We start from the raw sequence: 12,755 nt of genomic DNA on the forward strand, positions 1-12,755 counted from the left end.
TGGACGCTCCCGGCTTGGACGGCTTTTCCGCCCCGGCCCGCGTCGAAGCCCTTGCCCGATAGTGATATCGCGCTGCGGGCTTCTCCTGGCCGAAGCGAAAAATCCATTCCATCAAACCGCTTCCAGTTAAAGAGAAACGGCTCTAGAGCCGCCCGTCGCTGTCGTGTTTGGCAAAAACGCTCTTGACGTCGAAGACCACCGCGCCCGGCCTGCCGCGCGCCCGCAGCCATGCTGCTCCCAGGTCGGCGAAATCACGATGGGCAACGGCGAGGATGATCGCGTCATACCGCCCCTCTTGCGGTGCGGTCGTCAGGATTTCAAGCCCGAATTCCCGCTGCGCGGTCGCGGGATCGACCCACGGGTCCCACACGTCGACGTCGGCGTTGAGCTCGGCGAGCCCGCGAACGATGTCGATCACGCGCGTGTTGCGGACGTCGGGGCAGTTTTCCTTGAAGGCGAGCCCCATCACCAGGACCCTGCTGCCCACCACGGGCAGGCGGTTTTGCATCATCAGACGCGCCACCCGCTCAACGACGTGGCCGCCCATGCGGTCGTTGATGCGCCGGCCGGCCAGGATGATCTCCGGATGGTAGCCGACTTCCTGGGCCCGGTGGGTGAGATAATAGGGGTCGACCCCGATGCAGTGGCCACCGACCAGTCCGGGCGTGAACGGCAGAAAATTCCATTTGGTCGAAGCCGCCTGCAAAACCTCTTTCGTGTCGAGTCCGAGCCGGTGAAAGACGATGGCGAGCTCGTTCATCAGCGCGATGTTGAGGTCGCGCTGGGTGTTTTCGATCACCTTGGCCGCCTCGGCGACCTCGATCGAGGAGGCCTTGTGGGTGCCGGCCGGCACGATCGCGGCGTAAAGCGCGTCGACGGCGTCGGCGGCCTCGGGCGTCGAGCCGCTGGTGACCTTGACGATATCGCCCAGGCGCCGCGAGGGATCGCCCGGATTGATCCGCTCGGGGCTGTAGCCGACGAAGAAGTCGCGGTCGGGGACAAGCCCGGAACACCGTGCCAGGATCGGCGCGCAGACGCTGCGCGTGCAGCCGGGATAAACGGTCGATTCGTAGATCACCAGCGCGCCCTTCCTGAGCACGGCGCCGACCGTTTCGCTGGCCTGTTCGAGACGGCCGAGATCGGGCCGGTTGGCAGCGTCGACCGGCGTGGGCACCGCCACGATGAAGACCGAACAGGCGGCAAGGTCGGCCGGCGCGCTGGTATAGGTGACATGCCTGGCCGCCGCGAGCGCGTCCGCGTCGACCTCGCGGGTCGAATCGCGGCCGGCGCTGAGTTCGGCCACGCGTTGCGGGTTGACGTCGAAGCCGATCACCCGGCCGCGCTTGCCGAACGCGACGGCGAGCGGCAGGCCGACATAGCCGAGCCCGATTATGCCGATCGTGGCCTTGCCGGGATCAGGCGGCGTGCCCGGAAGTCCGGGCGCCTCTTTAGCTATGTGCGTTTCCGTCATGTATTTGGCCGCTCGGTTCCATGCCGGACCTGCTGTAGCAGGACAGGCCATCCCGGCAAACCCAATCGTCGCCGGCGACCCGGCGCGCGATCCGGTCGAGGCACCTCCACTTCGCGACCGGCCGTGGAACAGCCGGTCTAGCCGGCCTCCAGAACGGCGCTGAGAAACTGCTGGGTCCGTTCCTTTTCCGGATTGTCGAACAGCTTCTCGGGCGTGCCCTGTTCCTCGATGCGGCCGTCGTAGAACAGCATGACGCGATCGGAAATCTCCTTGGCGAAACCCATCTGGTGGGTGACCATGAGCATGGTCAGCTGGTGCTGGTCCGCAAGCGCGCGGATCACGTTGGTCACCTCGCTGATGACCTCCGGGTCGAGCGCCGACGTCACTTCGTCGAAGAGCATGACCTGCGGGCGCATCGCCAGCGCGCGGGCGATCGCCACACGCTGCTGCTGCCCGCCTGACAGGCGCGAGGGATGCTCGTCGCGTTTTTCCGCCATGCCGACCATGTCCAGCAGTTCCAGGGCGCGTTCCTCGGCCTCATTTTTCGACAGGCCGAGAACCTGCACCGGGCCTTCCATGCAATTGCCGAGCGCGGTCATGTGCGGAAACAGGTTGAAATGCTGGAAACACATGCCGATCTTGCCGCGCATGCGGCGCAGGTGCTGGGCGTCGCCGCGCACCAGCCGGCCACTCTTTTCCATGTGGGTCAGCGGTTCGCCGTCGACATAGATCACGCCCGCGTCGATCTGCTCGAGCGTCATCAGCATGCGCAGAACGGTGGTTTTTCCCGAGCCGGAAGGGCCGATGATTGTCACCATCTCGCCTGCCGCCACGTCGAGATCGAGGCGATCGAGCACGGTCAGCTCGCCGTATTTCTTGGTGACGTTCTGAAACCGGATCATCGGCGCGTCGTCGCCCTCCAGTCTCAACGGATATTGGGTCATGTCTTCCGTCATTTAATCAATCCAAGCTTGCGCCGCACCGCGGTTTCGAAACGGCGAAACAGCCAGGCCAGGGGCAGCGAGAGCGCCAGAAAGACCAGGCCGACAATGGTGTAGGGCTCCAGATAGCGATAGTTCTCGGCGCCGATGGCGTTGGCGGTGTGCATCAGCTCCACCACGCCGATCACCGACAGCATCGGCGTATCCTTTAAGATGCCGACCAGATAATTGCCGACGCCGGCCAGCGCCGGCGGCAGCGCCTGCGGCAGGATGATGCGGCGATAGGTCTTGGTCACCGACAGGTTGATGGCCTTGGCGGCCTCCCACTGGCCCTTTGGCACGCTTTCGATGCCGCCGCGATAGACTTCGGAGAGGTAGGCGGCATAGTGCAGGCCGATGGCGAGCAGGCCCGCCGTCCACGGTGAAAGGCGCAGACCGAATTGCGGTCCGACATAATAGACGAAGAACACCTGCAGGAGCAGCGGCGTGGAGCGGACCAGTTCGACGAGTTCGCGCGTAATCACGGTCAAAGGGCGAAAACGCGTGCGCTGCGCCAGGGTCAGCACCAGTCCCAGCACGAGCGCGACCGCAAAGCCTCCGCCGGCGGCCAGCACGGTCTTGCCCGTCGCCTCGAGCAGCCGCGGCAGAATCGTCCAGGTGAATTCCCATTTCCAGTCGAGCATGTTCAAGCCTTCCCGATCCGGCGCGCCATGCTGCGCTCGAGCCAGCGCATCAGCGGCGTGACCGTAAACCGCGCGAAGACGTAGTAGAGGATCAGCGCCGTGCCGAAGGCCTGGGCCGACAGATAGGTGGCGCTGTTGATCTGGCGCGCCTCGAACATCAGGTCGGCAACCGAGATCAGCGCGACCAGGGCCGTACCCTTCAGGATTTCCACCATCAGGTTGCCCCATGGCGGCAGCATGATGATGAAGGCCTGCGGCAGGATGATGCGCCACATCCGTCGCGTCGGCGACAGGTTGAGCGCCAACGCCGCCTCCCACTGCCCCTTCGGCACCGACGCGACCGCCCCGCGCACCAGTTCGGCGCCATAGGCGCCGAAACACAGCCCGACGGTGAGAAAGCCCGCGGTGAATTTGTGCAGGCTCACGCCGAACAGCGGCAGCGCAAAAAACACCCAGTAGAGCTGCACCAGCAGCGAGGTGCCGCGAAATATCTCGACATAGACCGTCGCGATACCACGCACGAACTTGACCGGCGCAAGCTTCATCAGTCCGGCGACGAGCGCCACCGCCACGGCAACGAGCGCGGCCAGCACGAACTGCGTTATGGTGGTAAGCGCGCCACCGATCAGCGCCTCGCCGTACCTATTCAGAAACTCCAGATAAGACATCGATTCCCAGCTGCTATCGCCGAAGCTGACATGTTGATGAAGCCGGACGGTATCGCCGTCCGGCTTCCAAGCTTGGACTGCGTTGCGTCAGTCGGCCTGGCAGGCCTGCTGGGTGCTGGCGTCGCCGGGCAGGTAGGCCTCGACATAGCCGTCGGCGGCCACGGTCTCCATCATCTCGTCGGAGCCGATATAGCCGGCGAGCGCCTTGTTGAACGCCTGGCGGAAATCGTCGTCCGCAGGACGGAAGCCTATCGCCACCACCTGCCTCTTGCGGCCGGCGAACGCATCGGGATCCGTTGCCTCGATCCCCTCGACCTTGGCAACCATGTCATTGGCCTCGAGGATGGTTGTGGCCAGGGCGTCGGCCCGGCCGGCGCGCAGGGCGGCCAGGGCCGCCGTCGAATCGGGGACGACCATCACCTGGCCGTCGGGAACGCCGGCCGCCTTGGCGTCCGCGACGGTGTTGTAGCCCGAGGGCGTCACCATCGTCAGGCCCTGGTCGATCAGGTCCTGATATGTCTCGATACTTTTCGGATTGCCCGCGGGCACCAGAAACACGTCGCCGAACGCGCCGATCGGATCGGAAAAGTCCATGTTCGCGCAGCGCGCGGGAAGGACGTACATGCCGCCGGTCACGATATCGACCCGGTTGGCGTTCACGCTGGGGATCAGCGCCGACCAGTCGGTCAGGACGGGTTCGATATTGGTGTAGCCCATCTTCTCGAGGACATCGATCGTGATGCCGTTGACGAAGCCCTGGGCGGATCCGTCCTCGCCCGGATAGGCCCATGGCGGCGCAGCGGCGAATCCCAGCCGGATCGGCTCGTTCGCCTCGATGCGCTCTGCAAGGGGTCCGGCCTGAACGGCGGCGGCCACGAGGCTGCCCGCGATGCCGGCCAGGACTACCTTGGTGATTGTCTTAAGCAACGAACTCTCCTTTTCGGTCGTTTTAAAGCTGACGGTCAGGTGAACGGCTCCGCCAATCGTCCACCGGGACCGGGAACGGCTGGGGTAAAATCGCTGAGAACTCGAAATCAGAAGTGAGGCTTCACCATGATTTTTCTGTCTCGCACCGCCATCGCGGATGGGGTGCGGCGCGCCATGTGTCTCGCCGCCCCGAACCACGAAGGGTTCGCGAGCGAGGCGCTGTTCGAGTGCATCGGGGACAGCCAGCGGCGGACGCCACCTGAGCATTTGTTTATACACTGAACAGCATAAGGGCAACCAAGCGCGCTGTCTTGATCCAAAAACTGTGGATTGGGAACCGTTGAACGCCCGCAACGCAGCCGATTGCGGCGCGTGGAAAGACACAAGGCCAACGCGTGTCGATTGAACCCGGATGGACCCAGGGCGCGTGTTTACCGGGATTGGGGGCGGTTCATTCGCGCTTGCGGATCGACCGCCGGTGATCGACGGACGAGGTCGTCGCATGACAGCGCGTTTTGTCGCGGGTCTGAAACAGCCCGGATTCGCATTTGACGGGCAGGTCGGTGACGAATGGAGCATGGAGCTTGGCGACGAGAAGCAGCGCAAAAACGCTAATGCCGCACACCAAGGCTGTTCTTGCAGGCGCGTGCCGAAACCGCCAGCTCAAGGCCAGCCCTATCGCTGGGCCTATCAGAAAGGCTAACGTATAAATCGAATTTGCCATACGATTCCACCACCGGGAAAGTGATGAATGGCGTGTCGATTGTCAAATGAAGGCGTCTAGCAGATCAGGTATTCTCATGTATATTATATATTGTTGCAATAAAATATATTCCAAAGAGTGAAAGATTGTCGACTATTTCTCCGTTGACGCGAGGTAGGCGCGAGCGACAACCGAATCGGCGCTTCCTTGTGCGAAAGGATGATCGGAAAACCCGATCCAGTCTCGGGATCCGGTTGATTCTATTGTGATAAGGACAGCTACGGTATTCGTCTGACAGTGGATGCCGTTGAGCGGTAGTTGCTGCTGTTCGTTTGACAGACATTTTCTGCTCCCTTTTTCTCGGTTCAACGGCACCGTATCGAGGCCAGCATTGACGATCTTCTCCGCCGGCTTGTTCCGTGTCCTGGGTTTCCGTCTCATCGTCGCTCCTTGAAGGGCTACAATGAGCCGGCAATCCTCCTCTGTCCGTTAGGCCGAGATTATCTCATTGGCGCGAAATTTGGACAGTCATGGCCAATCGCCCACCCGGCGACGCGCCGCGAGAAGGCATCCAGCCCGACGGCCAGATACAGGAAGTCAGCCCAGGTCGGGACATATGTGATGTCCGCCACCCACAACGCGTACGGGGCATCGGCGTAGAAGTTTCGATCGGCCAGATCACAGGCCGTGAGGAAGCGGTTATCGCGGAAGGTGGTGGGCACCCCTGCGGCGGCCAACATCGGCAATGCCTGCCGCTTTCATCAGCCGCTCGACTAGCACCGCGTCGGCATTAGCCCGGGCGCTCGGCCGGCGTTCTCCGCCCAGGCGTAAGTGCCGTGGCGGGAGACGCCGACGCGTTGCGCATCGCATGGATGGAGAACATGGCCTGTTTCGCCATCATGAACTAGTCACCTGAATCTGAAGTTCGCGTCATTGTTTTTTGGCAGAATCGTTTGACGGATGCGAGGATTTCGTCGGCGGATTTGGTCCACTTATAGGGTTTGGGGTTCTCATTGTGTGCCTTGATGAAGGCGACGATGTCGGCCTCCAGCTCGGCGGTGGATCGGTGGGCGCCACGTTGCAGCTGCTTGCGCGTCAACTCAGCAAACCAGCGTTCGACCTGATTGATCCAGGAGGCCGATGTCGGTGTGAAGTGGACACGCCAATGCGGTCGGCGCGCCAGCCAAGCCTTGATCCTCGGTGTCTTGTGGGTGGCATAGTTGTCCATCACGAGATGCACGTCCGGTCCCTCGGGTATCTCGGCGTCGATCCGCTTGAGGAAGTCGAGAAACTCGCTCGCCCGGTGGCGTTTGTAGCATTTGCCGATCACGGCTCCTGTTGCGATGTCAAGCGCCGCGAACAGAGACGTCGTGCCGTTGCGAATATAGGTATGGGTGCATCGCTCAGGCATGCCCGGCGCCATGGGCAGGACCGGTTGTTCGCGATCCAGCGCCTGGATTTGGGATTTTTCGTCCACGCACAACACAATCGCGCGGTTTGGTGGCGACATGTAAAGGCCGACGATGTCCTGTACCTTGTCGACAAATAGCGGATCCGCGGACAGCTTGAACTTCTCGGACCGATGCGGCTGCAGGCCGAACGCAGTCCAAATCCGGCGGATGGTGGTGTGTGAAAGCCCCGTCTGTGCCGCCATCGAACGGATCGACCAATGGGTTGCGTCCTTCGGCGTGGTGTTCAACGTGCGCTCGATCACCTGAGCCACCTGCGCATCCGAGACTGTGCGTGGCCGGCCCGCGCGGTATTCATCGGTCAGCCCTTCGACGCGATCTTTCACGAACCGCCGCCGCCACTTGCCGACCGTGTGCTCGTGTACCCCGAAGCGTTCGGCAACCTCCTTGCTTTGCAAGCCCTCTGCACACAGTAGGATCATTCGGCATCGATCCGACAGCGAACGAGGTGCCTTGTGCCGTCGGACCTGAGCTTCGAGAAAGGACCGCTCCTCGCCGCTCAATACCACCATATCCGCCCGTCGACCTACCATTCCCATACGCTCCTGTCTGTTTGACAAGAGCCTATACAATGATACTTATTTTAGTTCCAGGTGACGAGGCCGCGGACTCATAAACGGGATTCCCAAGAGGATGCGGTTGTGATTCCCTTCCTGCCATTGGCCGGAGGTGAACATGGCGCGTTTTGATCTGACGGATTTCGAGTGGTCGGTGATCCAGCCGCTGCTGCCGACGAAGGTGCGCGGGGTGCCGCGCGCGGATGACCGCAAGGTTCTGAGCGGCATCTTCTGGCGGCTGCGCACGGGAGCGCCCTGGGCCGACATTCCGGCGCGCTACGGTCCGCACACGACCTGCGTCAATCGCTTCAACCGATGGCGCAAGGCGGGGCATTGGGCACGTATTCTTGAAGCTGTGTCAGAGGCTTACGACGGCGACGTGCAGATGATGGCCTCGTCCTCGATCCGGGTGCACCAGCACGCCGCCAACGGCCAAAAAAAGACGAACGATCCCGTTGCATGGGTCGCTCGCGCGGCGGCCTGACGACCAAGATACACGCGCTCGTTGACGCCGAGGGACGGCCGATCCGCCTCAAGCTGACCGAGGGCCAGGCGCACGACGGACGCGCGGCCGCCGACATGTTCGAAACGCTGGAGGCCGGGCACACCCTGCTCGCAGACCGCGCCTATGACAGCGACGCCCTGCGCGCCGCAATGGCCGAGCGCGGCACATGGGCCAACATCCGCGCCATGCCGAACCGCGTCAAAACCTTCCCGTTCAGCGCCTGGGTCTATCGACAGCGCAACGCAGTCGAGCGCTTCTTCAACAAACTCAAACACTTCAGGGCCATTGCCACACGATACGACAAGCGAGACGACAACTTCCTCGCCTCGGTCCAACGCGCTTCAATCCGAATCTGGTTGCGAACTTAGGAGTCGGTCACCTAGAGCCGCAGCCTTTGCCAGGCTATCTCTCTCCTGTCGAAATTGGCGAGCCTCCCTGCGTAAGCAGCGAAGCTCTAAGCGCTCCTGACCGGCCACACCGTCATCGCGACGGTCGCCATCCCGGTCGGCTTGCTTGATCCAGCCATGATCGTAGCAGCGCACGGCTCGAACTCGCGCGCCAGATCGTCCAAGCAGTGACCCGAATGTGCAATGGTAACAAGCTGTTCCCTGAACTTAGGCGGGTAAGGGTTCCTCGTTAACGGCATAGTTACACTCTCGCCTCACAACTCGGATTGTGTCCGTCAAGCATGGGGCTTCGAGTTCTTCGATATTTACACATGGGTGTCGAAGTCTTTGCAGAGCAACCTGATCTGGAAGCCAGCTGCCCGTGATGTAAATTTGCCGCCGCTGAAACGCCCCTACAGCTTTGCACAGATAGCGGGATCCGGCGAAAGTCGATGTGCCTCGATCCGCTCGATACCCGGCGCGAACAGAGGGCGCAGAGGTACGGTTTCGGTGACGGCAAGCTTGAAGATCATATCGGCACCCGTCCTCGCACCGACGCCGAGCGAAGCAAGTTGCCCGGGCTCATCCGCCGGCGCCGCGCCGACGATCATTGGCGGACGTGGATCGATGCCGACCGGACGGGCGGCAACAAGATAGCATCCAGGCGCGACGATGCGGGGAAAAGCCCATTCGTCACCGTTTCGCGCAAGGGCGAATGACAGATCGGCCTCAAGCGCAATGTCCTCGTTCCGGGTTATGTGACGCAGCCGCAGTGGCACGTTAGTATCGCTGGGTCGCCGATAAAGCAGCGTGTCTTCTCCATAAGGGCGCGCGTGGATGATCGTCCCCAGTTGAAGCGGCTTAATGGCTGACAAGAAGCGATCAGTCTTGAGTTCCTGCGCTGTCGCGGTCCCTTCGGCGACAGGGAGGTTTTTCAGGAACCAGTCGAGTGAAACCACGTCGACAGCGACGCCATCGACGGAGCCCGTGTTGGTGCCGGACAGGATTTCCAGGTAGGAATGTTCCTGCGGAAATGCGGCCATCCAGGCGACGGTGTCGGTGTAGATTCGCGGTGATGGCTGCGAGGCGTGCCGGATCGGGCCGAAGGCCTTTTCACCCTCCTCGCGCAAAAAAGCGAATTTGCGGTCGAGTGTAAACGCATTCCACAACCTGGCCGTCGCCACGTCCGCCGCATGCGGTATCGAGGTCAGGAAACTGCTCGCTGCCGTCAGCGCGAGGGCGCCAAACAGCGTCTTGCGCCAGATGTCCGGGCCGTTGACAATTATCGCCGGTGGCATGGCGGAGGCGAGCAGGCACCCCACTGCGATATAGACGCCGTAGTTCGTGCTCGGTGAATAAAGCACCTTGACCGCGACAAGCCCGAAAAGCGTTGACAACCCGACAAGCCCAGGCAGGCCGTCGGCACGCAGCAAACGTCGCCGGGACTTGAAAGCGGCGGCGAGCAAGATAGCGACGATGATGAACGGGCTGATCTTGGCGCCGAGCGCCAACACCTTGATCTCGTTTCGCCAGGCAAAGGTGGTCTCGGCGATCGCGGTGATCTCAACTGCCGCGGAACGGCCCAGTAAAAACAAGAAGCTCGGCGTGATGGCCGCGTAAAGGTCGGTAAAGGTGTTGTTCCGCTGTTCGACGAAGCCCGCCATCGCCGCTAGATAGTTGGCGTAGCCGCCGTTCACGTAGGCGAGCGGAGCAACCGAAGCGACAACGAATGGAAGTCCGCCCGCGAGAACACAGGCAAGTCGGCCGATCCTATTCAGGCCGTCACGCGGTGCCCAGTAGGCGTGGCCCAGGAAGATGTTAACGGCGAGCGGCAGCCCGAAGCCGAGCGGGAGCGGGTGCGCGCCGGCGGCCAGCGCACACGAGGCGGAGGCCAAACCCCAAACAAATGTCCCGCGCCATGGCCGTGGCGTCGCGCCCGCATTGTGGGCGCGATTCAACAGGAGGAATGGCAGGGCCACACTGGCGACGCCGAAAAAGACGGTTTCTTGCTCGAACCGCACGCTGCGCGAGAGATGGAATATGGTGGGGCTCGCAGCGAATACGGCCGCGATGGCGAGCGCAATCTGCCGCGAGCCGGAATGACGCAACGCCAACACGACCGTCATCATCGCCGTTCCCAGCATCAACAGCGCCGAAAACCAGCGCGACAGTCCGGCTGAGAACCCGACCAGTTCGTGAAACAGTGCGCGCGGCGCGAAGGAGAGCAGGAACGGATACGCCCTCACGTCTCCGGCATTGTAGGTGTCTGAATAGATGAGCGGATAGCGCCAGTCGCCGAGTTCGACGAACCGGAACGGGATATTGAGAAGACTCGTTTCGTCTGCTCCAGCTAGCGGTACAACATTGAGCGCGTGCAGATGAAAGACGTACCAGATAACGACAACTGCAATGGTCGCCGGTCGCTCGTGTTTTGGCGAAAGCGGAATGATCATTGTCGCGAGAGCCCTGATGTCGAAACTACAAAGCGGCGATGAAAGTGCCCTTTGCCAACCCCTTCGAGCGACGGGCATGCCAGCTTCGCGCCCCACGCATCTGTAGCGTCCGCATATCGTGACGAGCCCATGTGAAAGGGCACCAGTCGGCCCACCGGTTGCGGCATGGAGGCGACGCCTTCGACGTTGTCTTCGACGACCAGAGTCCCATCTTCTTCGAAGAAAATGTATCGGTGGAGAATGCCGTTGGCCTTGGCTCGCGTCGAGACGAGTTTTCTTACCATCAGCGACTTCAGCCAGCGCGCGAGCGCCGGAAGCCTGCCGATCGTCGTGGTGAACAGGCGAAAGGCGATGAAGCGCGGTGGCGAAAGCCGCTCTGCCGTTAGGCGCGCGAAGTCACTTTTCACCTCTACCGTCAGGGTGGCGGAGGCATCTCGGAATAGGCAGGTGGACGCACCCTGGCTCGCGGCCCAGCCGCCGGCATTTTCGACCACGTAGCCGCAATCTTCGTAAAGCAGGTCCCCGTCGCTTTGCCACAATTTCACCACGCCGCCCGCCTTAGCGCCGACGACCAGCACTCGATCGCCCCGACGGGCGACTGCAAGCCCGGCTTCGGGAAAGGTTTTTCGCGCGCCAGGGGTTTGCCAGGGAAGAGGCGGGGCGTCTGCGAGCGGTGTGGCTGCGTCGGCGGCAAACAACAGGTTGTTGACGAGCGGAAACTGATTCCAGGCGTCCATTTCGGCCGCGCCGACACCGCGTCCCTTGGACAGCGATGCGCGGGCATGCGCGGCTATAGCGGCTGCGGACGGAATTCGCTCGGCCAGCATCTCCAGACCGGCCGGATAGAAAAACTTGGTTCCGCGGCTCGTATGCTCGCCGCCCAGCGTGCCGTCGGGATGGGCGAACCAGGCCAGGAAGTCGGACGCTCTGGAAAGGCTGTCGAGCAGGATGTCGTCGCCGGTCCGGCGTTGGATTTCCGCAAGGTAAAACATGGCGTGGCTTTGATAGCCAGGATCGGCGCCGCCATATTCGCGCAACCAGCCTTCCCGCGGTTGCTGTTCGCGCAGAATCGTTTCCAGATAGCGATCCCTAGCGGCTTGAAAGCGGTCGGTGCCGGTCAGGTCGCCAACCAATTGTAGCGCCGCCGCCGCCGCCGCAAGATGATTGGATAGGATGCCATGATATTCCCCATTTGCGGCAAGCCACCGGGCACCGCGCTCGAGCGCGGCAAGGGCGTGCTCGCGTTCGTCCACATTCAACAGGTCGCCAAGCCGCTCGACCGCGCATCCGACATAGAATCCGGTGAATGCTGTGGCGGCAAGACTGCGCTCGAACGGATAGGCCTCGTCGAAGCTGCCATCAGCGTGCTGCAGGCTTCTCCAGAAACGGATCGCCGCGGCGGCGCCGTCGCGAAGACGTTCGCGTCCGTGGACGGGTATCGGCGTATGCGGCGAGGTCAAGAGCCAGGCCAGAAGGTAAGCCCCTTCCTGGAAGCGTGACGCAGAGAAGTCGGTGAATTTCCAGCACCACCAGGTTCGGTCGAAACTGCCGTGAGAGGGCGAGGTCGGCTCCCAGTCAAGCATGGACAGGGTTCGTCCCAACAGGGGCTTAATCGTGTCGAGGTAGACCGTGCTCAACACTTACCCTCTCAACAATACGATGCTAGGGATCGCGAGGCCGACGCCGATCCACTGCGCCATGCTCGGCTTTTCTCCAAGCAGCAAGCTAAAGACGCAACTCAACGCGGCGACGATCACGATGATCGAGATGTTTGCGGAAATCAGCGTCGCTTGGCGCAGCAGCAACCCGTAGAAGACGACACCGCTGCCATAGAGCGCGACGGTGCCGTAGAGCCACGGCGAACGCAACGTCGCGACGGCCAGCGGAACCAGTTCCGGCGTGGGTGGCAATCCCCTAACGAACAGGGCGAAGCAATATTGGCCGAAGCCGATGCATACACCGACGAGGGTTACCAGAGCCAGGTTCGACACG

The 12,755-nt window shown here is 62.1% G+C and carries 10 protein-coding genes and 2 pseudogenes; 1 reads left to right on the plus strand and 11 read right to left on the minus strand.

Going from position 1 to position 12,755, the window contains the following annotated elements; translation table 11 throughout:
* Window positions 1-142: 142 nt before the first annotated feature.
* From ACT2B0_RS04125 to ACT2B0_RS04160, 8 genes and pseudogenes are all read right to left on the minus strand, one after another.
* The gene (locus tag ACT2B0_RS04125) at window positions 143-1,471 is read right to left on the minus strand and encodes a nucleotide sugar dehydrogenase (RefSeq protein WP_473461781.1); all 1,329 of its coding nucleotides are present in this window, start codon (window positions 1,469-1,471) and stop codon (window positions 143-145) included.
* Window positions 1,472-1,608: 137 nt separating this feature from the next.
* The gene (gene ehuA / locus ACT2B0_RS04130; protein ID WP_473461784.1) at window positions 1,609-2,427 is read right to left on the minus strand and encodes an ectoine/hydroxyectoine ABC transporter ATP-binding protein EhuA; all 819 of its coding nucleotides are present in this window, start codon (window positions 2,425-2,427) and stop codon (window positions 1,609-1,611) included.
* Complete coding sequence (gene ehuD, locus ACT2B0_RS04135; RefSeq protein WP_473461787.1) at window positions 2,424-3,095, minus strand: ectoine/hydroxyectoine ABC transporter permease subunit EhuD; 672 nt, start codon at window positions 3,093-3,095, stop codon at window positions 2,424-2,426. Before ehuD ends, ehuA begins: the two co-directional genes overlap by 4 nt.
* Window positions 3,096-3,097: 2 nt before the next feature.
* On the minus strand, window positions 3,098-3,763 hold the full coding sequence (gene ehuC, locus ACT2B0_RS04140) for an ectoine/hydroxyectoine ABC transporter permease subunit EhuC (RefSeq protein WP_473461789.1): 666 nt from the start codon (window positions 3,761-3,763) through the stop codon (window positions 3,098-3,100).
* An 87-nt stretch (window positions 3,764-3,850) separates the two neighbouring features.
* A complete protein-coding gene (locus tag ACT2B0_RS04145) occupies window positions 3,851-4,957 on the minus strand; it encodes a transporter substrate-binding domain-containing protein (RefSeq protein ID WP_473461792.1) in 1,107 nt (368 codons plus the stop codon).
* 184 nt (window positions 4,958-5,141) lie between these two features.
* On the minus strand, window positions 5,142-5,414 hold the full coding sequence (locus ACT2B0_RS04150; protein ID WP_473461795.1) for a hypothetical protein: 273 nt from the start codon (window positions 5,412-5,414) through the stop codon (window positions 5,142-5,144).
* 509 nt (window positions 5,415-5,923) lie between these two features.
* Window positions 5,924-6,167, minus strand: a pseudogene (locus tag ACT2B0_RS04155) (IS3-like element ISMxa1 family transposase); the annotation flags it as partial.
* Window positions 6,168-6,297: 130 nt separating this feature from the next.
* Window positions 6,298-7,401 (minus strand): IS630 family transposase, encoded by a 1,104-nt coding sequence (locus tag ACT2B0_RS04160; RefSeq protein ID WP_473461798.1) that lies wholly within the window; start codon window positions 7,399-7,401, stop codon window positions 6,298-6,300.
* A 136-nt stretch (window positions 7,402-7,537) separates the two neighbouring features.
* Between ACT2B0_RS04160 and ACT2B0_RS04165 the strand changes: the two are divergent.
* Window positions 7,538-8,292, plus strand: a pseudogene (locus ACT2B0_RS04165) (IS5 family transposase).
* 431 nt (window positions 8,293-8,723) lie between these two features.
* Here the strand turns inward: ACT2B0_RS04165 and ACT2B0_RS04170 are convergent.
* The 3 genes from ACT2B0_RS04170 to ACT2B0_RS04180 are packed head-to-tail and all read right to left on the minus strand — an operon-like array spanning window position 8,724 to window position 12,754.
* The gene (locus ACT2B0_RS04170; protein WP_348289963.1) at window positions 8,724-10,763 is read right to left on the minus strand and encodes a phospholipid carrier-dependent glycosyltransferase; all 2,040 of its coding nucleotides are present in this window, start codon (window positions 10,761-10,763) and stop codon (window positions 8,724-8,726) included.
* Entirely contained in the window at window positions 10,760-12,400 is a 1,641-nt protein-coding gene (locus tag ACT2B0_RS04175; RefSeq protein WP_348289960.1) for an ulvan lysase-like protein, read from the minus strand. The genes ACT2B0_RS04170 and ACT2B0_RS04175 overlap by 4 nt, the downstream gene beginning before the upstream one ends.
* A 3-nt stretch (window positions 12,401-12,403) precedes the next feature.
* On the minus strand, window positions 12,404-12,754 hold the full coding sequence (locus ACT2B0_RS04180; protein ID WP_348289957.1) for a hypothetical protein: 351 nt from the start codon (window positions 12,752-12,754) through the stop codon (window positions 12,404-12,406).
* Window position 12,755: the final 1 nt, after the last annotated feature.

The sequence above is a fragment of the Nitratireductor sp. J20-h4 genome, assembly GCF_056780505.1.

Coding starts and splice junctions, on each gene's coding strand:
- ACT2B0_RS04125 (WP_473461781.1), bottom strand. CDS start 1,471: ATGACGGAAACGCACATAGCTAAAGAGGCGCCCGGACTTCCGGGCACG.
- ehuA (WP_473461784.1), bottom strand. CDS start 2,427: ATGACGGAAGACATGACCCAATATCCGTTGAGACTGGAGGGCGACGAC.
- ehuD (WP_473461787.1), bottom strand. CDS start 3,095: ATGCTCGACTGGAAATGGGAATTCACCTGGACGATTCTGCCGCGGCTG.
- ehuC (WP_473461789.1), bottom strand. CDS start 3,763: ATGTCTTATCTGGAGTTTCTGAATAGGTACGGCGAGGCGCTGATCGGT.
- ACT2B0_RS04145 (WP_473461792.1), bottom strand. CDS start 4,957: ATGCTCAGGTGGCGTCCGCCGCTGGCTGTCCCCGATGCACTCGAACAG.
- ACT2B0_RS04150 (WP_473461795.1), bottom strand. CDS start 5,414: ATGGCAAATTCGATTTATACGTTAGCCTTTCTGATAGGCCCAGCGATA.
- ACT2B0_RS04160 (WP_473461798.1), bottom strand. CDS start 7,401: ATGGGAATGGTAGGTCGACGGGCGGATATGGTGGTATTGAGCGGCGAG.
- ACT2B0_RS04170 (WP_348289963.1), bottom strand. CDS start 10,763: ATGATCATTCCGCTTTCGCCAAAACACGAGCGACCGGCGACCATTGCA.